General features: G+C 65.3%; 20 protein-coding genes and 1 tRNA gene. 12 read left to right on the forward strand and 9 right to left on the reverse strand.

The window, feature by feature from the left end; translation table 11 throughout:
* The first annotated feature begins 65 nt into the window (after positions 1-65).
* Entirely contained in the window at positions 66-617 is a 552-nt protein-coding gene (locus BX604_RS04900) for a hypoxanthine-guanine phosphoribosyltransferase (protein WP_098549828.1), read from the forward strand.
* A 78-nt stretch (positions 618-695) separates the two neighbouring features.
* On the opposite strand, the gene BX604_RS04905 is transcribed toward BX604_RS04900, so the two are convergent.
* The gene (locus tag BX604_RS04905; RefSeq protein ID WP_048251148.1) at positions 696-1298 is read right to left on the reverse strand and encodes a MarC family protein; all 603 of its coding nucleotides are present in this window, start codon (positions 1296-1298) and stop codon (positions 696-698) included.
* 21 nt (positions 1299-1319) lie between these two features.
* Positions 1320-3056, reverse strand: a complete 1737-nt coding sequence (locus BX604_RS04910; protein WP_098549829.1) for a proline--tRNA ligase — start codon at positions 3054-3056, stop codon at positions 1320-1322.
* 217 nt (positions 3057-3273) lie between these two features.
* Between BX604_RS04910 and BX604_RS04920 the strand changes: the two genes are divergently transcribed.
* The gene (locus BX604_RS04920) at positions 3274-3921 is read left to right on the forward strand and encodes an RNA pyrophosphohydrolase (protein ID WP_098549831.1); all 648 of its coding nucleotides are present in this window, start codon (positions 3274-3276) and stop codon (positions 3919-3921) included.
* Between the two features lie 13 nt (positions 3922-3934).
* Positions 3935-4543 carry a CNP1-like family protein gene (locus tag BX604_RS04925; protein WP_098549832.1) on the forward strand — a complete coding sequence of 203 codons (609 nt, stop codon included), beginning with the start codon at positions 3935-3937 and terminating at the stop codon, positions 4541-4543.
* Positions 4544-4638: 95 nt separating this feature from the next.
* Here BX604_RS04925 and proB read toward each other — a convergent pair whose 3' ends face one another.
* The 4 genes from proB to rplU all read right to left on the reverse strand — a co-directional run bounded on the left by proB (position 4639) and on the right by rplU (position 7734).
* Positions 4639-5757 (reverse strand): glutamate 5-kinase, encoded by a 1119-nt coding sequence (gene proB, locus BX604_RS04930; RefSeq protein ID WP_098549833.1) that lies wholly within the window; start codon positions 5755-5757, stop codon positions 4639-4641.
* A gap of 76 nt (positions 5758-5833) precedes the next feature.
* Positions 5834-6946, reverse strand: a complete 1113-nt coding sequence (obgE, locus tag BX604_RS04935) for a GTPase ObgE (protein WP_098549834.1) — start codon at positions 6944-6946, stop codon at positions 5834-5836.
* A 188-nt stretch (positions 6947-7134) separates the two neighbouring features.
* Positions 7135-7398, reverse strand: a complete 264-nt coding sequence (gene rpmA / locus BX604_RS04940) for a 50S ribosomal protein L27 (protein WP_006476999.1) — start codon at positions 7396-7398, stop codon at positions 7135-7137.
* 24 nt (positions 7399-7422) lie between these two features.
* On the reverse strand, positions 7423-7734 hold the full coding sequence (gene rplU, locus BX604_RS04945; RefSeq protein ID WP_027783472.1) for a 50S ribosomal protein L21: 312 nt from the start codon (positions 7732-7734) through the stop codon (positions 7423-7425).
* A gap of 210 nt (positions 7735-7944) precedes the next feature.
* Between rplU and BX604_RS04950 the strand changes: the two genes are divergently transcribed.
* From BX604_RS04950 to BX604_RS04990, 9 genes are all read left to right on the forward strand, one after another.
* Complete coding sequence (locus BX604_RS04950) at positions 7945-8940, forward strand: polyprenyl synthetase family protein (RefSeq protein ID WP_098549835.1); 996 nt, start codon at positions 7945-7947, stop codon at positions 8938-8940.
* A gap of 149 nt (positions 8941-9089) precedes the next feature.
* Positions 9090-9166, forward strand: a tRNA-Pro gene (locus BX604_RS04955).
* A 140-nt stretch (positions 9167-9306) separates the two neighbouring features.
* On the forward strand, positions 9307-10596 hold the full coding sequence (locus BX604_RS04960; protein WP_098549836.1) for an HlyC/CorC family transporter: 1290 nt from the start codon (positions 9307-9309) through the stop codon (positions 10594-10596).
* Positions 10597-10679: 83 nt separating this feature from the next.
* The gene (locus tag BX604_RS04965; RefSeq protein ID WP_098549837.1) at positions 10680-11957 is read left to right on the forward strand and encodes a GspE/PulE family protein; all 1278 of its coding nucleotides are present in this window, start codon (positions 10680-10682) and stop codon (positions 11955-11957) included.
* Positions 11958-11962: 5 nt separating this feature from the next.
* Positions 11963-13168, forward strand: coding sequence for a type II secretion system F family protein (locus tag BX604_RS04970; RefSeq protein WP_098549838.1), 1206 nt, complete (start codon positions 11963-11965; stop codon positions 13166-13168).
* A 44-nt stretch (positions 13169-13212) separates the two neighbouring features.
* Positions 13213-14124, forward strand: coding sequence for a prepilin peptidase (locus BX604_RS04975; RefSeq protein WP_098549839.1), 912 nt, complete (start codon positions 13213-13215; stop codon positions 14122-14124).
* 93 nt (positions 14125-14217) lie between these two features.
* Positions 14218-14826, forward strand: a complete 609-nt coding sequence (gene coaE, locus BX604_RS04980; protein WP_098549840.1) for a dephospho-CoA kinase — start codon at positions 14218-14220, stop codon at positions 14824-14826.
* Between the two features lie 110 nt (positions 14827-14936).
* On the forward strand, positions 14937-15692 hold the full coding sequence (gene zapD / locus BX604_RS04985; RefSeq protein ID WP_098549841.1) for a cell division protein ZapD: 756 nt from the start codon (positions 14937-14939) through the stop codon (positions 15690-15692).
* A 27-nt stretch (positions 15693-15719) separates the two neighbouring features.
* The gene (locus tag BX604_RS04990) at positions 15720-15920 is read left to right on the forward strand and encodes a DNA gyrase inhibitor YacG (protein ID WP_098549842.1); all 201 of its coding nucleotides are present in this window, start codon (positions 15720-15722) and stop codon (positions 15918-15920) included.
* Positions 15921-15980: 60 nt separating this feature from the next.
* Here BX604_RS04990 and BX604_RS04995 read toward each other — a convergent pair whose 3' ends face one another.
* Genes BX604_RS04995 through argJ form a run of 3 tightly spaced genes read right to left on the reverse strand, consistent with a single transcriptional unit; the run spans position 15981 to position 18551 of the window.
* Complete coding sequence (locus tag BX604_RS04995) at positions 15981-16424, reverse strand: NUDIX domain-containing protein (RefSeq protein ID WP_096506172.1); 444 nt, start codon at positions 16422-16424, stop codon at positions 15981-15983.
* Positions 16421-17290 carry an ATP-binding protein gene (locus BX604_RS05000; RefSeq protein ID WP_098549843.1) on the reverse strand — a complete coding sequence of 290 codons (870 nt, stop codon included), beginning with the start codon at positions 17288-17290 and terminating at the stop codon, positions 16421-16423. The genes BX604_RS04995 and BX604_RS05000 overlap by 4 nt, the downstream gene beginning before the upstream one ends.
* 19 nt (positions 17291-17309) lie before the next feature.
* A complete protein-coding gene (argJ, locus tag BX604_RS05005; RefSeq protein ID WP_098549844.1) occupies positions 17310-18551 on the reverse strand; it encodes a bifunctional glutamate N-acetyltransferase/amino-acid acetyltransferase ArgJ in 1242 nt (413 codons plus the stop codon).
* Positions 18552-18562: the final 11 nt, after the last annotated feature.

The raw sequence follows: 18562 nt of genomic DNA on the forward strand, positions 1-18562 counted from the left end.
TGCCGTAGCGCGCGCCGCCCGTTCTGCTTCATTCTTATTTGTATACCGACTGTCCGCCAGAACACATGAACCGCGAAGAAGCCCTCCACATTTTCGACCACTCCGAAGAGATCGTCTCGGCCGAAGCCGTCAACGCTTCGATCTCCACGATGGCCGACGCGATCCGCGCCGAGATCGGCGACGCGTTCCCGCTCGTTCTCTCGGTGATGGGCGGCGCCGCGGTGTTTACCGGGATGCTGCTGCCGCATCTCGATTTCCCGCTGGAATTCGACTACATCCACCTGACCCGCTACCGCAACACGACGCAGGGCAGCCCGGAGATGCACTGGCGCGTCGCGCCGCGCGAATCGGTGAAGGACCGGATCGTGCTCGTGCTCGACGACATCCTCGACGAAGGCGAAACGATGGCCGCGATCCGCGACCGCATCCTCGACATGGGCGCGAAGCGCTTCATGTCCGCCGTGCTGTGCGAGAAGACGCTCGCGAAAGCGAAGCCGCTGCACCCCGATTTCTGCGGCTTCTCGGTGCCGGACCGCTACGTGTTCGGCTGCGGGATGGACGCGAAGGGCTACTGGCGCAACCTGCCGACGATCCGTGCGCTGACCGCGAACGTCTGATCGCCCTGCCCGTCATAAAGAAAAGCGGCGCTCCGGTTTCCCGGAGCGCCGCTTTTTTTCGTGGGTGTGCGCCGTGCGCTACAGCTGGTGCACGAACGCCCGGATACCGGCCAGCAGCATCTCGACCGAGATCGCGACGAGCACGAGGCCCATCAGCCGCTCGAACGCCGCGACGGTCCGCTCGCCGAGCCATTGCTGGATCCGTTCGGCCAATACCAGCGTGATCGCACAGACGATCATCGTGACCGTCAGCGCGCCGACCCACTCGAGCATCTTGCCCGGCGCCTGCGACGTCAGCAGCATCACGGTTGCGAGCGCCGACGGGCCTGCCAGCGCCGGAATCGCGAGCGGCACGATGAACGGTTCGCCGCCTGCGCGCGGATCGCTGCCGAGCGCGCCGTCCGGATGCGGGAAAATCATCCGCAGCGCGATCAGGAACAGGACGATCCCGCCGCCGAGTCGCAGCGACAGGTCGGTGAGGCTCATCATCCGCAGGAAGCGGTCGCCGACCACCATGAAGAACAGCAGGATCACGAACGCGATCCCCACTTCACGCAGGATCAGCTTCACGCGCCGCTCGCGCGGCACGTCCCGCATCGCCGAAATGAACAGCGGGATGTTACCGAGCGGATCCGTGATCAACACGAGGAGCACGGTGGCCGACAGGAAGGTGTATTCCACCGTGTCCCCCGATTGCCGCGATCAGCGCGCGAGCGCGGCGCGGATCTTCTCCGTCACCGTCGCCGCAGCCGTGTCGGCCGGCAGCAGCGTCGCTTCGGCATCGCGGCGGCCCTGGTACTCGATCTTGCCTTCCTTCAGGCCGCGCTCGCCGATCACCAGGCGATGCGGCACGCCGATCAGTTCCCAGTCGGCAAACATCACGCCCGGGCGCTCGCCGCGATCGTCGAGGATCACGTCGATGCCGGCTGCCGTCAGTTCCGCGTACAGCTTGTCGGCCGCCTCGCGCACCATGTCGCTGCGGTCATAGCCCATCGGGCACAGCACGATTTCGAACGGTGCGATCGACTCGGGCCAGATGATGCCCTTGTCGTCGAAGTTCTGTTCGATCGCCGCGCCCAGAATGCGCGTGACGCCGACGCCGTAGCAGCCCATCAGCATCGGCTGCGGCTTGCCCGACTCGTCGAGGAACGTCGCGCCCAGCGCTTCCGAGTACTTGGTGCCGAGCTGGAACACGTGGCCGACTTCGATGCCGCGGCAGATGTCGATCTCGCCCTTGCCGTCCGGCGACGGATCGCCCTTCTTCACGTTGCGCACGTCGGCGACGTCCGGCTCCGGCAGGTCGCGGCCCCAGTTCACGCCCGCGATGTGATAGTCGACCTCGTTCGCGCCGACGACGAAGTCGCTCATGTTCGCGACCGTGCGATCGGCGATCACCTTCACCGGCTTCTTCGTGCCGACCGGGCCGAGATAACCCGGCGGCGTGCCGAACCACTCGACGATTTCCTGTTCGGTCGCGAAGCGGTGGTTCTTCAGACCCGGCAGCTTCGACACCTTGATTTCGTTCAGGTCATGGTCGCCGCGCAGCATCACGAGCCAGATGGTCGGCTCGGCACCTTCGTTTTCGGTGGCCAGCACGATCGACTTGATCGTGCGCTCGAGCGGGATCGCCAGCAGCTCGGCGACGGCTTCGCACTTCGCCTTGCCGGGCGTCGCGACCTTCTCCATCGCTTCGGCCGGCGCCGCGCGCTGGGCGACCAGCGGCAGCGCTTCGGCCGCCTCGATGTTCGCCGCGAACTCGGACGTCGGGCAGTAAGCGATCGCGTCCTCGCCGGTATCGGCGATCACGTGGAACTCGTGCGAGAAGTTGCCGCCGATCGAGCCGCTGTCGGCCGCGACCGCACGGAACTCGAGACCCAGGCGCGTGAAGATGCGCACGTACGCGTCGTACATCTTGCGATACGACTCGTTCAGGCCGGCCGCGTCCTTGTCGAACGAATACGCGTCCTTCATGATGAATTCGCGGCCGCGCATCACGCCGAAGCGCGGACGGATCTCGTCGCGGAACTTCGTCTGGATCTGATAGAAGTTCACCGGCATCTGCCGGTAGCTCTTGATCTGGTTGCGCGCGATATCGGTGACGACTTCCTCGTGCGTCGGCCCGATCACGAAGTCGTTGTCCTTGCGGTCCTTGAAGCGCAGCAGCTCGGGGCCGTACTGCTCCCAGCGGCCCGATTCCTGCCACAGCTCGGCCGGTTGCACGGCCGGCATCAGCAGCTCGATGGCGCCCGCCCGGTTCATTTCCTCGCGCACGATCGCCTCGACCTTGCGAATCGAGCGCAAACCGACCGGCAGGTAGTTATAGATGCCGCCGGCGACACGACGGATCATGCCGGCGCGCACCATCAGCTTGTGGCTGACGATCTCTGCGTCGGCCGGTGCTTCTTTGAGGGTGCCGATAAAGAAACGGGAAGCTTTCATGCGGACGGTTCCAAATACGGCGCCCCAGGCGGGGCGCCCGAAAAAGTTTCAAGGTGAAAAAGCTGCGCGCGACGAACGGCGATGGCGCAGATGACATAGCAGACAAATCAGGGACACTTCAGCCGATGCACCCCGGGCGGATTCGCTCCGCCACGGTGCGCAGCGCCCGTTATCTGTTTATAATCAAAGCAATTTTAAAGGATTCGAAGGTGGTTGTATGCTGGATCGTGAAGGCTTTCGCCCGAACGTCGGCATCATCCTCTTGAACGCGCGCAACGAGGTGTTTTGGGGCAAGCGGATCCGCGAGCATTCCTGGCAGTTTCCTCAAGGTGGGATCAAGTATGGCGAGACCCCCATGCAGGCGATGTACCGGGAACTGCACGAGGAAACGGGCCTGCATCCGGAACACGTCAAGATAATCGGCCGCACACGCGACTGGTTGCGTTACGAGGTGCCTGACAAGTTCATCAAGCGTGAGGTACGCGGTCATTACCGCGGCCAGAAACAGATCTGGTTCCTGCTGCGGATGGTCGGACGCGATTGCGATATTTGCTTGCGCGCAACCGACCACCCGGAGTTCGATGCGTGGCGCTGGAACGAGTACTGGGTGCCGCTCGATGCGGTGATCGAGTTCAAGCGGGATGTCTATCAGTTGGCGCTGACGGAACTGTCGCGCTTCCTGCGCCGCCCGGCGCAGCGAGCCGACAAGCCGCGTGGGCCGCGTCCGTCGCGCTATCCGCGCGTAATCGGCACGCAGGTCCAGCAGACGCTGACGATTGTCGACACATCGGTGGTTTGTTCGGAGATCGAAATGGACGCGAGCACGCTCGACGAGCTGCCGCCCCAGGTGATCATCGGCAAGTGACGAGTCGGACTGCATGACCGGGCGCGACCTTGGTGTCGCGCCCTTTTTTTACGAGGATTGCATATTGAAAGCGATTGCTCTCGCGCTCGCATCGATCGCCGCAGCGGCTGCACTGGCCGGCTGCGCGAATTCGAAGACGCCGACCAACAAGGATGACAGCGCGTTCGTGTATCTGCTGGACCGCCAGGGCAACTGGAAGGAGAACCCGGTCGATACGCTGCCTGCGCTGCCGCAAGCCGGCGACCTGCTGCCGTTCAACGTGTCGCAGAACACGCCGCTCAAGTTCGCGATCGATGCGAAGTCGCTCGCGGTCGGCACCGACGGCGTCGTGCGCTATGCGGTCGTCATCACGAGCCCGGCCGGTGCACGCAACGTGAACTACGAAGGCATCCGCTGCGACACCTACGAATGGCGTCAGTATGCGGGCCTGAACTCGGATCACGACGGCTGGGACCGCACGGTCGAGAACGACTGGCGCCGCATCGAGAACGGCGAGCTGAATGCGTATCACGCAGCGCTCTACCAGGATTACTTCTGCGCGAACAAGATGCCGCAGGGCTCGACCCAGCAGATTCTGGAGAACGTCCGGTTCCACCGTACCGCGATGAGCCAGCTGCACTGACCGCGCGACACTGGCCATCCGGCCGCTGCCCGCCACAATGAAAAAGCCCGCGCAATGCGGGCTTTTTTTGTCGTTTGCCGGCGCAGGCCGGACGGTTACACCAGCACGAGGTTGTCGCGGTGAATCAGTTCGGGTTCCAGCATGTAGCCGAGGACCGTCTCGATCTCACCGCTCGGCTTGCGGTGAATCAGCTTCGTTTCCGCGCTGCTGTAGTTCGTGAGGCCACGCGCCACTTCGCGCCCGTCCGGGCCGACGCACGCAATCACCTCGCCTCGCGCAAACGCACCCTGCACGCCCGTCACGCCGATCGGCAGCAGGCTCTTGCCGCCACCGGTCAGCTTCTCGACCGCGCCCGCGTCGATCACGACGTGCCCGCGCACCTGCAGATGATCGGCCATCCACTGCTTGCGCGCCGCCATCCGCGCGGTGCGCGCGATCAGCTGCGTGCCGATCGCCTCACCTGCGGAGAGCCGCACCAGCACGTCGGGCTCCCGCCCGCTCGCGATCACGGTATTCGCGCCGCTGTGCGCCGCGCGCTTGGCCGCCAGGATCTTCGTGAGCATCCCGCCGCGGCCGAGGCTCGAGCCTGCGCCGCCCGCCATCGCTTCGAGTTCCGGCGCGCCGGCGCTGGCTTCCGCGACCAGCGTCGCGCTCGGATCCTTGCGCGGATCGGCGGTAAACAGCCCCGACTGGTCGGTCAGGATGATCAGCGCATCGCCTTCGATCAGGTTCGCGACCAGCGCACCGAGCGTGTCGTTGTCGCCGAACTTGATTTCATCGGTGACGACCGTGTCGTTCTCGTTGATGATCGGCACGACGCCGAGCCGCAGCAACGTGAGCAGCGTCGAACGTGCATTCAGGTAGCGTTCGCGATCTGCCAGGTCGGCGTGCGTGAGCAGGATCTGCGCGGTGCGGATATCGTGCTCGGTAAAGCGGCTCTCATAGACTTGCGCGAGCCCCATCTGGCCGACCGCGGCGGCGGCCTGCAGCTCGTCGATCTCGCGCGGACGCTTGCTCCACCCAAGCCGCTGCATCCCTTCGGCAATCGCGCCCGAACTGACGAGCACCACTTCCTTGCCCTGAGCGCGCAGCGCGGCGATCTGGGCAGCCCAGCGGCCGATTGCAGCATGATCGAGCCCCTTGCCGTCGTTGGTCACGAGGCTGGAGCCCACCTTCACCACCAGTCGCTTCGAATCCGCGATGATCGAACGCATCGTGCGCTGTCTCCTGTATCTGATGCGCGATTAAATTCCGGCATCGGGCCATGCGCCCGGTGCATGCCGGAGCCGCTCAGGCGTCGTCGCCGGGCGTCGTGCCGCCATCGGCGGGCGGCGCATCGCGGAACCGCACGTCCGCGGCCAGATCTTCTTCTTCCGCCACGCGATGCGCTTCCGAATGCTCGGCGAGGTAGTCGTAGATCGCGTAGCAGAGGGCTTCGCAGCCCTGGCCCGTGAGCGCCGAGATTTCGAATACCGGGCCGTCCCAGCCGAAACGCTCGAGGAAATCGGCGACGCGCGTCTTGCGCTCGTCTTCCGGCACCATGTCGAGCTTGTTCAGCACGAGCCACCGCGGCTTCTCGTAGAGCGCCTCGTCGTACTTGCGCAGCTCGCCGACGATCGCCGTCGCTTCCGCAACCGGATCGACGTTTTCATCGAACGGTGCCAGATCGACGAGGTGCAGCAGCACGCCGGTGCGCTGCAGGTGGCGCAGGAACTGGTGGCCGAGGCCCGCGCCTTCAGCCGCGCCCTCGATCAGCCCCGGGATATCGGCGATCACGAAGCTCTTGCTCGGACCGACCCGCACCACGCCGAGATTCGGCGCGAGCGTCGTGAACGGGTAATCGGCGATCTTCGGCTTCGCATTCGACACCGACGAGATGAACGTCGACTTGCCGGCGTTCGGCATGCCGAGCAGCCCGACGTCGGCGAGCACCTTCAGCTCCAGCCGCAGCATGCGTCGCTCGCCCGGCTTGCCGTCGGTCTTCTGACGCGGCGCACGGTTCGTGCTCGACTTGAAATGCAGGTTGCCGAGGCCGCCGGAACCGCCCTTCGCAAGCATCACCTGCTGGTCGTGCTCGGTCAGGTCGGCGATCAGTTCACCCGTGTCCATGTCGGTCACGACCGTGCCGACCGGCATGCGCAGCGTGATGTCGTCGCCGCCCTTGCCGTAGCAATCGGAACCGCGACCGTTTTCGCCGTTGCGCGCGAGATGCTTCTTCGCGTAACGGTAGTCGATCAGCGTGTTGATGTTGCGGTCGGCGATCGCGTAGACGTTGCCGCCCCGGCCGCCGTCGCCACCGTCCGGCCCGCCGAACGGAACGAATTTCTCGCGGCGCATCGACGCGCTGCCATCGCCTCCGTCGCCGGCGATGACTTCGATTCGTGCTTCGTCAATGAACTTCATTCGTTACTCCGACCAGTATTTCCGCTATTGTGCCGCGCGCCGGCGCGCTTGAACAATCTGCCGTTCGGCCGATTGCCCGCCGGTTCGGCGACAACCACCGGCGCGCACATGCGCCCGGCGGCCAAATAAAAAAAGGCCCCGCGAAGACTGCGGGGCCTTTCGGCTACGAAGCCCTTGGGTGCCTAAACTTAGGCAGCCGCCGGGACAACGATGACCAGATGCTTCTTGTCCGCGCCCTTGGTCGCGAACTTGACGTGACCGTCGACCAGCGCGAACAAGGTGTGATCCTTGCCCATGCCGACGTTCTCGCCAGCGTGCATACGCGTACCGCGCTGACGCACGATGATGCCGCCGGCGTTGATTGCCTGGCCGCCGTACACTTTCACGCCGAGACGTTTCGACTCGGAGTCGCGGCCGTTCCGGGAAGAGCCGCCTGCCTTTTTGTGTGCCATCTGATTGCTCCTTTACCGAGACGCTTACGCGTTGATTGCGTCGATGCGCAACTCGGTGTAGTTCTGGCGGTGGCCGCCATGCTTTTGGTAGTGCTTCCGGCGACGCATCTTGAAGATGGTGACCTTGGCATGACGACCGTGCGACACAACGGTGGCCTTGACGGAAGCCCCACTGACCAGCGGCGCACCGAACTTAATCGATTCGCCTTCGCCCACTGCGAGAACCTGGTCGAGCGTGATTTCAGCGTCAATGTCAGCCGGTATCTGTTCTACTTTGAGTTTTTCGCCAACGGCAACTTTGTACTGCTTGCCGCCGGTTTTTATGACCGCGTACATTGAGAACCTCACTCTGGATCCAATTTTTCCGCACACCACGCGCGGAAAACACGTGATTATACATGGGGTTAGCACCGAAGTCAAAACCGATCCGCAATTGCCGCGCGCAAGCCCTGGCCAGACGGCCAAAATCACGGCTGCGGCACGTCCGGCAGACCGGGATATCGCGGATTCGACTTATAATCCGCGGCATCACCCATTTCGATCATCATGTCGTCGTCCACCGCCTCCCCCACCCTCAGCGCCGCCCACCTGCTCGCCCCGATCGCAAGCGACATGGAGCAGGTGAATCGCGTTATCCGGCAAAGCCTCGCGTCCGACGTACTGCTGATCAACCAGATCGCCGAGTACATCATCGGTGCGGGCGGCAAACGGCTGCGTCCCGCCCTGCTGCTGCTCGTCGCCGGCGCACTCGGCGAAACGTCGCACCAGCGGCACGTGCTGGCTGCCGTCGTCGAGTTCATCCACACCGCCACGCTGCTGCATGACGACGTCGTCGACGAGTCCGAACTGCGGCGCGGTCGCCAGACGGCCAACGCGCTGTTCGGCAACGCGGCGAGCGTGCTGGTAGGCGACTACCTCTATTCGCGCTCGTTCGAGATGATGGTCGGCGTCGGCAAGATGCGCGTGATGGAGATCCTGTCGGAAGCAACGACGATCATTTCCGAAGGCGAAGTGCTGCAGCTTCTCAACATGCACGATGCGGACGTCGACGAGACGCGCTACATGCAGGTGATCCGCTACAAGACTGCGAAGCTGTTCGAAGCGTCGGCACGACTGGGCGCCGTGCTCTCGGGCGCCGATGCGCCGACCGAAGCTGCCGCGGCCGAGTATGGCCGCCGCATCGGCACCGCCTTCCAGATCATGGACGACTGGCTCGACTACGCCGGCACGGCCGAAGCGATGGGCAAGAACGCCGGCGACGATCTGCGCGAAGGCAAGCCGACACTGCCGCTCATCTATTTGATCGAACGCGGCACGCCGGAACAGTCCGCCCTCGCCCGCGAGGCGATCGAACAGGGCGGCACCGATCGCTTCGATACGATTTTCGACGCGATCACGCGTTCGGGTGCGCTCGACCATACGCTCGAATGCGCACGTCAGGAAGCACAGGCTGCTGCCGCCGCGATCACTGCGTTCCCGGATTCGATCTACAAGGAAAGCCTGCTCGCGCTGTGCTCGTACTCGACGTCGCGGCAGTCGTAAACGCGCCGCAAATCAAAGGTGATACCTTGGCTCGAAAAATTTCTTCATCAAGGTATTCCCTTTTGGAAAAAACATCGTTATAGTTACGTTCTTGCTTGAGACGACGCAGCGATCTGAACGAAAACTGCGAAGTTGGAAGGGCAAAAAATCGGGGTGTAGCTTAGCCTGGTAGAGCGCTACGTTCGGGACGTAGAGGCCGGAGGTTCGAATCCTCTCACCCCGACCAGATTTTGAAAAAACCGTGCACCGTGTGCACGGTTTTTTTTTGCCTGTTCGCGCGAACCGTCGCGCCATGTGCGACACATCCCGGCCACCGGCCTCTGCTATATTCCCTCCATCCCTGTCCTTCACTGCCCTTTCTGACGCGTGGACCAAATTCCCTTATGGGCGCAAATCGGCGCCGTCTTCCTGCTTCTCCTCTGCTCCAGCTTCTTTTCCATTTCCGAGACCGCGATGATGGCGCTCAACCGTCACCGGTTGAAGCATCTCGCCGGCCAGGGCGTGCTCGGCGCGAAGACCACGCAGGGCCTGCTCACCCGCACCGACCTGCTGCTCAGCGTGATCCTGATCGGCAACAACCTGTTCAACACGATCATCCCGGTCCTGACGACGTCGCTCGCGCTGCATACGTTCGGCCGTAACAACCTCGCGCTGTCGATCGCAACCGGTGTCGTCGCGTTCCTGATCATCGTGTTCGCGGAAATCGCGCCGAAGATCGTCGGCGCGACCTATCCCGAGCGCATCGCGCTGCCCGCGAGCCTCGTGATCGCGCCGCTGATGCGCGTGTTCAAGCCGGTCGTCTGGTTCGTCAACGCACTCGCGAACGGCGTGCTCTGGGTGCTGCGCATCAACACGAAGAAAGGCCGCGACCAGCGGATGTCGGCCGACGAGCTGCGCGCGATCGTGCTCGAGTCGAGCAGTTTCATGCCGACCAAGCACCGCAGCATCCTGCTCAACCTGTTCGACCTCGAGAACATCACCGTCGACGACGTGATGGTGCCGCGCCGCCAGATCGAGTCGCTCAACTTCTACGCGCCGTTCGACGACATCCTGCATCAGATCGAGACCTGCTATCACAACCGGCTCATCGTGTACGAAGGCGACATCGACAAGGTGCTCGGCGTACTGCACGTGCGCAAGACGCTCACCGCGCTGCACAACCAGGATTTCGACCGCGACACGCTGCGCACGCTGCTCGCCGAACCGTACTACGTGCCGTCGGGCACGCCGGTCGTTCAGCAGCTCCAGTATTTCCAGGAAAGCCGGCAGCGCACCGCGCTCGTCGTCAACGAGTACGGTGAGCTCGAAGGGCTCGTCACGCCCGAGGACATCATCGAGGAACTGATCGGCGAATTCACGACGTCGATGCCGCGCGGCGAACGCGCGGGCGGCTGGGACGAGAACGGCGAATGCATCGTCGCCGCCAGCATGCCGCTGCGCGAACTGAACCGCTGGCTGCACCTGCAACTGCCGACCGACGGGCCGAAGACGCTGAACGGCCTGATCCTCGAAATCCTCGAGGAAATTCCGGAAGGCGACGTGTGCCTGAAAATCCGCGACGTGATGCTCGAGGTGATGCGCAGCGACGATCAGGCCGTGCGCACCGTCAAGCTCTTCAAGCCGCGCAGCACGCGCGCACGCGCCGCCACGCGTTAGCCGAACGGCCGACTGCCGGTGCCGACGACGATCCGTGATCATTGACCGGTCACGATCAACAGGCGGCCGACACGCCGGCTCACATGCATTTCAATTCTCCCGCGGCGCCGCTGCACGCCGAGCGGCCGCCGGCTCCCTCCGACACATCGCCAGCATCGAGCGCCCGCCCGCTCGATGCGGCGAAGCTCGACGATTCGCCCGCCGTCCGGTTGCTGACCGACACGCTTCACGCCGCCCGCGTGCGCGATGCGTCCGACATCCACGTCGAACCGTTCGAATCGGGCTGGCGCATCCGCCTGCGCATCGACGGCGTACTCCATGAACATGCGCGGCCGCCCGCTCATCTACGCGACGCGCTCGTCACGCGGATCAAGGTGCTTGCGCGCATGGACATCGCCGAACGCCGCCTCCCGCAAGACGGTCGACTGCGCATTGCGGTCGACGCCGGCATGCGCGGCGACTATCGGGTCAGCTCACTGCCCACGCTGTTCGGCGAGAAACTCGTGCTGCGTCGCCTGGAAACCCTGCCGCCCGACCTCACGCTCGCCCGCCTCGGCTTCGACACACGGCAGGCGACTGCAATGGAGGCTGCGATACGCGCACCGCATGGCCTCGTACTCGTCACCGGGCCGACCGGCAGCGGCAAGACACTGTCGCTCTACTGCGCGCTGCAGATGCTCGACCGCGACGCGCACAACGTCTGCACGGTCGAGGATCCGGCCGAGATCCAGCTCGACGGCATCAACCAGGTCGGCGTCGCCGAGAAGGCCGGCCTCACCTTCGCGACCGCGTTGCGCGCGCTGCTGCGGCAGGATCCGGACGTCATCATGGTCGGCGAGATTCGCGACGCGGAGACGGCCGACGTCGCGATCAAGGCTGCGCAGACGGGCCACCTCGTGCTGTCGACGCTGCATACGAACAACGCACCGGCGGCCGTCGCGCGACTGCTCGACATCGGCGTCGCGTCGTACAACCTCGCGGCCGCGTTGCGCCTCGTCACCGCGCAACGCCTCGTTCGGCGCCTGTGCATCGTCTGTCGCGTGCGCTCCGACGCGCCCGCGTGCGTGCTGCGCGAAGCCGGCTGCGATTCGGCGGCCCTGGAATCCGGTTGGCGCCCGTTCGTCGCCCGCGGTTGTGCCGCCTGTCACGGCATCGGTTATCGCGGCCGGATCGGCCTGCATCAGACGATGCCGGTTTCAGCGGAGATGGCGGAGCGCATCGTGGCGCGCGCGAGTGTCGGCGCACTCGCACAATGCGCGGCGGCCGAGGGCGTGCCCGGCCTACGCGCTGCAGCGCTCGCACACGTTCGCGACGGCACGACGAGCATGGCGGAAGCGCTCGCCGCGACCCCGGACGCGTAACCGCCATGCGCACGCCCCCGCCCGAAACCCGCTTCACGTGGCGTGGCCGTCGACGCGACGGCACACGATGCAGCGGAACCACCATCGCGTTCGATGCAGCCGCGGCGCGCGCGGCGCTGGCGCGCGACGGCGTCGCGGTGCTGGCACTCGACGTGCGGGGCAGAGCCCGGCCGCCAGCGGCCGGTGCACGAGACGTCACGCGCTTCACGCGTCAGCTCGCAAGCCTGCTGCAAGCCGGGCTGCCGCTCGCGCCGTCGCTCGACATGATCGCCCGCACTCGCACGCGTGACGGGTTACCGCGCATCGCGGCAGGCCTCGCGCGCGAAATCGTCGGCGGTCAGCGCTTCGCCGCCGCGCTCGCACGCTATCCGTCCCAGTTCGGCACGCTGTATCGGCAACTGATCGAAGTCGGCGAAGCGTCGGGTGCGCTCGCCACCGTCCTGACGCGCGTCGCGGAGCATCGCGAACGTGCGGATGCCCAGTGGCGCAAGCTGCGTGCCGCGCTGGCCTACCCGACTGCCGTCATCCTGTTCGCGCTCGCGATCTCGGCCGCGTTGATGGTGTGGGTCGTCCCGACGTTCCGGCAGATCTTCGACGGCTTCGGCGCAGCACTGCCGGCGCCGACCCGCGCCCTGCTCGCGCTGTCATCCGCGACGTCGACATGGGGCGGCACGTTCGTCGCCGTCGCGGCAGCGGCGGGGCTCGCGTCGCATCACGCACTGCGACGCTCCGCGGCGCTGCGCTACGCGCTCGCGCGACGCCTGCTGGACACGCCATTTTTCGGCAGCGCACTCACGCAGTTCGCGGCCGCGCGCTGGTGTCGCTCGCTGGCAACGTTGCTCGGCGCCGGCGTACCGCTCGCCGACGCCTTCGCGACGCTCGAACGCACGGCCGGCCACCCGGTGTTCGAACAGGCCACCACACGCATCGCGGCACGCGTGCTGCGCGGCGCACGTCTTGCCGACGCGATGCATGAGGCCGGTTGTTTCCCCGACGACGTGGTGCAGCCGATCGCCGTCGCCGAGGAAACCGGCGCGCTCGACACGATGCTCGCCGACATCGCCGCGCTATGCGAACGCCAGCTCGACGCTCGCCTCGATGCGATTGCCGCGCTCGGCGAGCCGCTGATCGTGATCGTGCTGGGTGCACTCGTCGGCGGCCTCGTGATCGCAATGTATCTGCCCATCCTTCAGCTGGGCAACGTGGTGTAGCATCGCAACCGACTCTGTCGCCTTTAAAGTTCCCACCCGAGCCCATGACGCCCGCGCCCCTGTACACCGTTTTCGATTCACCCGACAGCACGCTGCTTGCGCTGGCGTTGCTGCCGCCCGCGGTGCAGTACGCGTTCGCTGTCGTACTCGGTCTGTGCGTCGGCAGTTTCGTCAACGTGGTCGTGCACCGGATTCCGGTGATGATGCAGCGCGCGTGGGAAGCGGAAATCGCCGAAGCGACCGGCAACACGCATGCCGTGCCCGACGACGGCTATCCGGCTCACTACGATCTATGGCGCCCGCGCAGTGCATGCCCGCATTGCGGCCACGTCCTGCGCGCGTGGGAAAACATCCCGCTCGTCAGCTATCTGATATTGCGTGGACGCTGCCGGCAGTGCGGCCACGCGATCGGCGTGCGCTATCCGCTCGTCGAACTCGCGGGCGCGCTGCTCGCCGCCGGTTCGCTCGCCGCCTTCGGCCCCACCGGCGCCGCACTCGCCGCGTTCGGTTTATGCGCTGCGTTGCTGGCGATGAGCGCGATCGACATCCGGACCGGCTACCTGCCCGATTCGATGACGCTGCCGCTGCTCTGGGCCGGACTCGCACTGAACCTCGGCGGCACGTTCACGTCGCTGCGTTCGGCCGTGGTCGGCGCGATGGTCGGCTACCTGTTCCTGTGGTCGATCTACTGGCTGTTCAAATGGCTGCGCGGAATCGAAGGCATCGGTTTCGGCGACCTGAAGCTGCTCGCCGCGCTCGGCGCGTGGATGGGCTGGGCCGCACTGCCGCAGGTCGTGCTGTTCGCCGCGGTGACGGGCGCGGTCGTCGGACTCATCGCAACGTGGCGCGGTCGCATGCGCTTCGAGGAGCCGATTCCGTTCGGCCCGTTCCTCGCAGCAGGCGGCGTCGCGACGCTGTTTTTCGGCACCCCTTTTTATTCAGCGCTCGGCGGCTGACATGACACGCATGACACGCCGCCCGCATGCGCATCGTTCGCTGTGTCGTGGCGACGCGATTCGCGTCGTTGCGGTGGCCCGGCGGAGGCTCACATGTTTGCAATAGGACTCACCGGCGGCATCGGCAGCGGCAAGACGACCGTCGCCGATCTGTTCGCCGCGCGCGGTGCATCGCTCGTCGATACCGATCTGATCGCGCACCGCATCACCGCTCCGGCAGGTCTCGCGATGCCAGCTATCGAGCAGGCATTCGGGCCGGATTTCGTCGCGGCCGACGGCTCGCTCGATCGCGCCAGGATGCGCGCACTGATTTTCAGCGACGACGATGCACGCCGGCGTCTCGAAGCGATCACGCATCCGCTGATCCGCGCCGAGACCGATCGTGAAGCTGGCGAAGCGCAGGGCCCGTACGTGATCTTCGTCGTGCCGCTGCTCGTGGAGTCAGGTAATTGGAAGGCGCGCAGCGATCGCGTGCTCGTTGTCGACTGTTCCGTCGAAACGCAGATTGCGCGCGTCATGCGGCGCAATGGCTTCACGCGCGAACAGGTCGAAGCGATCATCGCACGACAGGCGACACGCGAAGCGCGTCTCGCGGCGGCCGACGACGTGATCGTCAACGACGCGACGACGCCCGATGCGCTCGCCGCCGAAGTCGACGCATTGCACCGACGCTATCTCGGATTCGCGGCCGCCGCGCGCTGATCGGCACGCGCGATCGTGATGGTGTACGAAATTGGTGCGTTGCTAGGGTAGAGAGTGAGCATTAGAATGTCCTGCATTGTTTCAATCCCTACCCCAAGAGGCGAGCGCGCTTGATTCTTTACGAGTATCCGTTCAACGAGCGAATTCGCACGCTGCTGCGCCTCGAAGACCTGTTCGAGCGCTTTGCGTTCTTTTTGGCTCAGGAGGACCCGCGTGAGCACCACATCGCGCTGACGACGCTGTTCGAAATCGCCGAGGTGACGGGCCGCGCGGATCTGAAATCGGATCTGATGAAAGAGCTCGAACGTCAACGCCAGACGCTCGCCCCCTTTCGCGGCAATCCGGGTATCGAACAGAACGCGCTCGAAGCCGTGCTCGGCGAAATCGAGCAGACGCTCGCCAATCTCGCGCAGATGCAGGGCAAGACCGGGCAACATCTGGTCGACAACGAGTGGCTTGCCAGCATCCGCAGCCGTGCGGTGATTCCCGGCGGCACGTGCAAGTTCGATCTGCCGTCCTACTATGCGTGGCAGCAATGGCCCGCCGAACAGCGGCGCCAGGACATCACGAAATGGATCATGCCGCTGCTACCGCTGCGCGACGCGGTAGCGATCGTGCTGCGGCTCGCGCGCGAATCGGGGCAGGCGTCGAAAGTGATGGCGATGCAGGGCAGCTATCAGCAGATGCTGTCGGGGCGCACCTACCAGCTGATGCAGGTACGCGTGCCGCCGGAACTGCGCGTGATCCCCGAAGCGAGCGCCAACAAATACATGCTGTGGGTACGGTTCACCATGCAGGACGGCGATGTACGGCCGCGCGCGGTGGACATCGACGTGCCATTCCATCTGACCCTGTGCAATCTGTAACGACCGCGTGCCGGTCCGACGTTTCGTATGACTACCGTTGTGAAATGCCCTTCGTGCGGCGCAAATGTGCGCTGGACGCCTGAAAATCAGTTCCGTCCCTTCTGTTCGGCCCGCTGCAAGCAGCTCGACCTCGGCGCCTGGGCGGCAGAAAAGTACCGGATCGGCGGCTCGTCCGACGAAGGCCCGTCGTCCGAGGAAGACGGCACCGACGACCGTCGCGACAGCTGAGCGGCGCGCGATCCCGCGCGCCAGCGATATGACCCGCCTTTCGGGCGGGCCGTCACGGCATCATTGCGATGCCGCTTCCTTCTCCAGCAGTTCGAGCACCGGCAGCGCCGCCGGCAACAGCGGCGCGACCTCGACCGGCAGTTGCTGCCACACGAACGCCTGCCCTTCCTTGCTGTGCGGCTCGCCCGTCCAGCCCGTCACCTTGCAGAAATAGAGCCGCACGTAAGCGTGCGGATAATCGTGCTCGAGCGTATGCCAGCGATGGCTGGCCGTGACGACGATGCCGAGTTCCTCGTGCAGTTCGCGCGCGAGCGCGTCCTCGACGCTCTCGCCGGCTTCCAGCTTGCCACCCGGGAACTCCCAGTAACCTTCGTACGGCTTGCCCAGCAACCGCTGCGCGAGCAGGTAGCGACCATCCGGCTGCACCATCACGCCCACCGCGACCTCCGTCACCTTGCGGCCGTCAGGCGCGCGCACGGCGCCCGCTGCGGAATCCGTGCTCATGCCTTCTCCTTGCGGCCCGACCAGTCGCGCGCGAACTGCCACGCGACACGCCCCGAGCGGGAACCGCGCTCGAGCGCCCAGACGAGCGCATCGCCGCGCGCCGTTTCGATCTCCGCGTCCGGGCAGCCGAAATGGCGCAGCCAGTGCCCGACGATGTCGAGATAGTCGTCCTGCTTGAACGGATAGAAGCTGACCCACAGGCCGAAGCGCTCCGACAGCGAGATCTTTTCCTCGACGACTTCGCCGGGGTGGATCTCGCCGTCCGGCAGATGCTTGTACGACTCGTTGTCGCTCATGTACTCCGGCAACAGATGGCGGCGGTTCGACGTCGCGTAGATCAGCACGTTGTCCGACTGCGCGGCGATCGAACCGTCGAGCGCCACCTTCAGCGCCTTGTAGCCCGATTCGCCGTCCTCGAACGACAGGTCGTCGCAGAACACGATGAACCGCTCCGGACGCTGCGAGATCAGATCGACGATGTCGCCGAGATCGTGCAGGTCGTCCTTGTCGACTTCGATCAGGCGCAGCCCGTCCTTCGCATACGCGTTCAGGCACGCCTTGATCAGCGACGACTTGCCGGTGCCGCGGGCGCCGGTCAGCAGCACGTTGTTCGCCGGCTTGTTCTGCACGAACTGTCGCGTGTTCTGGTCGATCAGCGCTTTCTGCCGATCAATGTTGTGCAGGTCGTCGAGCGTGATCGACGACGTGGCCGACACCGGCTGCAGATAGCCGCGCCCCTGGCGCGTGCGCCAGCGGAACGCGGTGGCGGCATTCCAGTCGACCGCTGCGGGCGCCGGCGGCAGCATTCCCTCGAGGCGGCCCAGCAGCGCTTCCGCGCGCGTCAAAAACTGTTCGAGCTTGTCCATGTCGTTCGAGCGCCCCCGATCAGGAGCGGTAATCTGCGTTGATGCTCACATAATCGTGCGACAGGTCGCACGTCCAGACGGTCGCCTGCGCGTCGCCGCGGCCGAGCACCACGCGGATCGTGATTTCGCTCTGCTTCATCACGCGCTGGCCGTCCTCTTCCTGGTAGGCCGGGTTGCGGCCACCGGCCTTCGCGACGAGCACGTCGTCGAGGTAGAGATCGATCTTGCCGACGTCGAGATCCGTGACGCCCGCATAGCCGATCGCTGCGAGAATGCGACCGAGGTTGGGGTCGGATGCGTAGAACGCCGTCTTCACGAGCGGCGAATGGCCGATCGCATAGGCGATCTGGCGACATTCCGCGACGCTCTTGCCGCCCTCGACCTGCACCGTCATGAATTTCGTCGCGCCTTCGCCATCGCGCACGATCAGCTGCGACAGCACCTGTGCGACCTGCGTGACCGCGTCGCGCAGCGCCGCATAGGCCGGCGAATCGGTCGACGTGATCGCGGGCAGCGTGCTCTTGCCCGACGCGATCAGGATGAACGAGTCGTTCGTCGACGTATCGCCATCGATCGTGATGCAGTTGAACGAGCGGTCGGCCACTTCCTTCACCAGCGTGTCGAGCACCGGCTGCGCCACGTTCGCGTCGAACGCGAGGAAGCCGAGCATCGTCGCCATGTTCGGCTTGATCATGCCCGCGCCCTTGCTGATGCCCGTCAGCGTGACCGTGTGACCGTCGATCGTGACCTGGCGCGACGTCGCCTTCGGCAGCGTGTCGGTCGTCATGATCGCCTGCGCGGCGTCATACCAGTTCGCGGCCTTGCGGTTCGCCAGCGCCGCCGGCAAACCCGCCTTCAGGCGGTCGATCGGCAGCGGCTCGAGAATCACGCCGGTCGAGAACGGCAGCACCTGCGCGGCGTCGATGCCGGCCAGGCGCGCGAGTTCCGCGCAGGTTTCGCGCGTGTTCACGAGGCCCGGCTCGCCGGTGCCGGCGTTCGCATTGCCCGTATTGATGACGAGCGCGCGAATGCCCGCGCCGCCCGCACGCACCTTTGCGAGGTGCTCGCGGCACACCGTGACGGGTGCTGCGCAGAAGCGGTTTTCGGTGAATACGCCGCCGACCGTCGCCCCTTCGTCGACGGAAATGACCAGCACGTCCTTGCGATTCGGCTTGCGGATGTTCGCTTCCGCCCAGCCTAGCGTGACGCCGGCGACGGGATGCAGTTGGGCGGGATCGATCGACGGAAAATTGACAGCCATGGGGCACACCT

Origin of the sequence: Burkholderia sp. JKS000303 (genome assembly GCF_002563755.1) — a bacterium.
GTDB classification, from domain to species: Bacteria; Pseudomonadota; Gammaproteobacteria; order Burkholderiales; family Burkholderiaceae; genus Burkholderia; species Burkholderia anthina_B.

Excerpts from the sequence above, each read along its gene's own strand:
- BX604_RS04900 (WP_098549828.1), top strand. The coding sequence starts at position 66 with ATGAACCGCGAAGAAGCCCTCCACATTTTCGACCACTCCGAAGAGATC.
- BX604_RS04910 (WP_098549829.1), bottom strand. The coding sequence starts at position 3,056 with ATGAAAGCTTCCCGTTTCTTTATCGGCACCCTCAAAGAAGCACCGGCC.
- BX604_RS04920 (WP_098549831.1), top strand. The coding sequence starts at position 3,274 with ATGCTGGATCGTGAAGGCTTTCGCCCGAACGTCGGCATCATCCTCTTG.
- BX604_RS04925 (WP_098549832.1), top strand. The coding sequence starts at position 3,935 with ATGACCGGGCGCGACCTTGGTGTCGCGCCCTTTTTTTACGAGGATTGC.
- proB (WP_098549833.1), bottom strand. The coding sequence starts at position 5,757 with ATGCGTTCGATCATCGCGGATTCGAAGCGACTGGTGGTGAAGGTGGGC.
- obgE (WP_098549834.1), bottom strand. The coding sequence starts at position 6,946 with ATGAAGTTCATTGACGAAGCACGAATCGAAGTCATCGCCGGCGACGGA.
- rpmA (WP_006476999.1), bottom strand. The coding sequence starts at position 7,398 with ATGGCACACAAAAAGGCAGGCGGCTCTTCCCGGAACGGCCGCGACTCC.
- rplU (WP_027783472.1), bottom strand. The coding sequence starts at position 7,734 with ATGTACGCGGTCATAAAAACCGGCGGCAAGCAGTACAAAGTTGCCGTT.
- BX604_RS04950 (WP_098549835.1), top strand. The coding sequence starts at position 7,945 with ATGTCGTCGTCCACCGCCTCCCCCACCCTCAGCGCCGCCCACCTGCTC.
- BX604_RS04965 (WP_098549837.1), top strand. The coding sequence starts at position 10,680 with ATGCATTTCAATTCTCCCGCGGCGCCGCTGCACGCCGAGCGGCCGCCG.
- BX604_RS04970 (WP_098549838.1), top strand. The coding sequence starts at position 11,963 with ATGCGCACGCCCCCGCCCGAAACCCGCTTCACGTGGCGTGGCCGTCGA.
- BX604_RS04975 (WP_098549839.1), top strand. The coding sequence starts at position 13,213 with ATGACGCCCGCGCCCCTGTACACCGTTTTCGATTCACCCGACAGCACG.
- coaE (WP_098549840.1), top strand. The coding sequence starts at position 14,218 with ATGTTTGCAATAGGACTCACCGGCGGCATCGGCAGCGGCAAGACGACC.
- BX604_RS04990 (WP_098549842.1), top strand. The coding sequence starts at position 15,720 with ATGACTACCGTTGTGAAATGCCCTTCGTGCGGCGCAAATGTGCGCTGG.
- BX604_RS04995 (WP_096506172.1), bottom strand. The coding sequence starts at position 16,424 with ATGAGCACGGATTCCGCAGCGGGCGCCGTGCGCGCGCCTGACGGCCGC.
- BX604_RS05000 (WP_098549843.1), bottom strand. The coding sequence starts at position 17,290 with ATGGACAAGCTCGAACAGTTTTTGACGCGCGCGGAAGCGCTGCTGGGC.
- argJ (WP_098549844.1), bottom strand. The coding sequence starts at position 18,551 with ATGGCTGTCAATTTTCCGTCGATCGATCCCGCCCAACTGCATCCCGTC.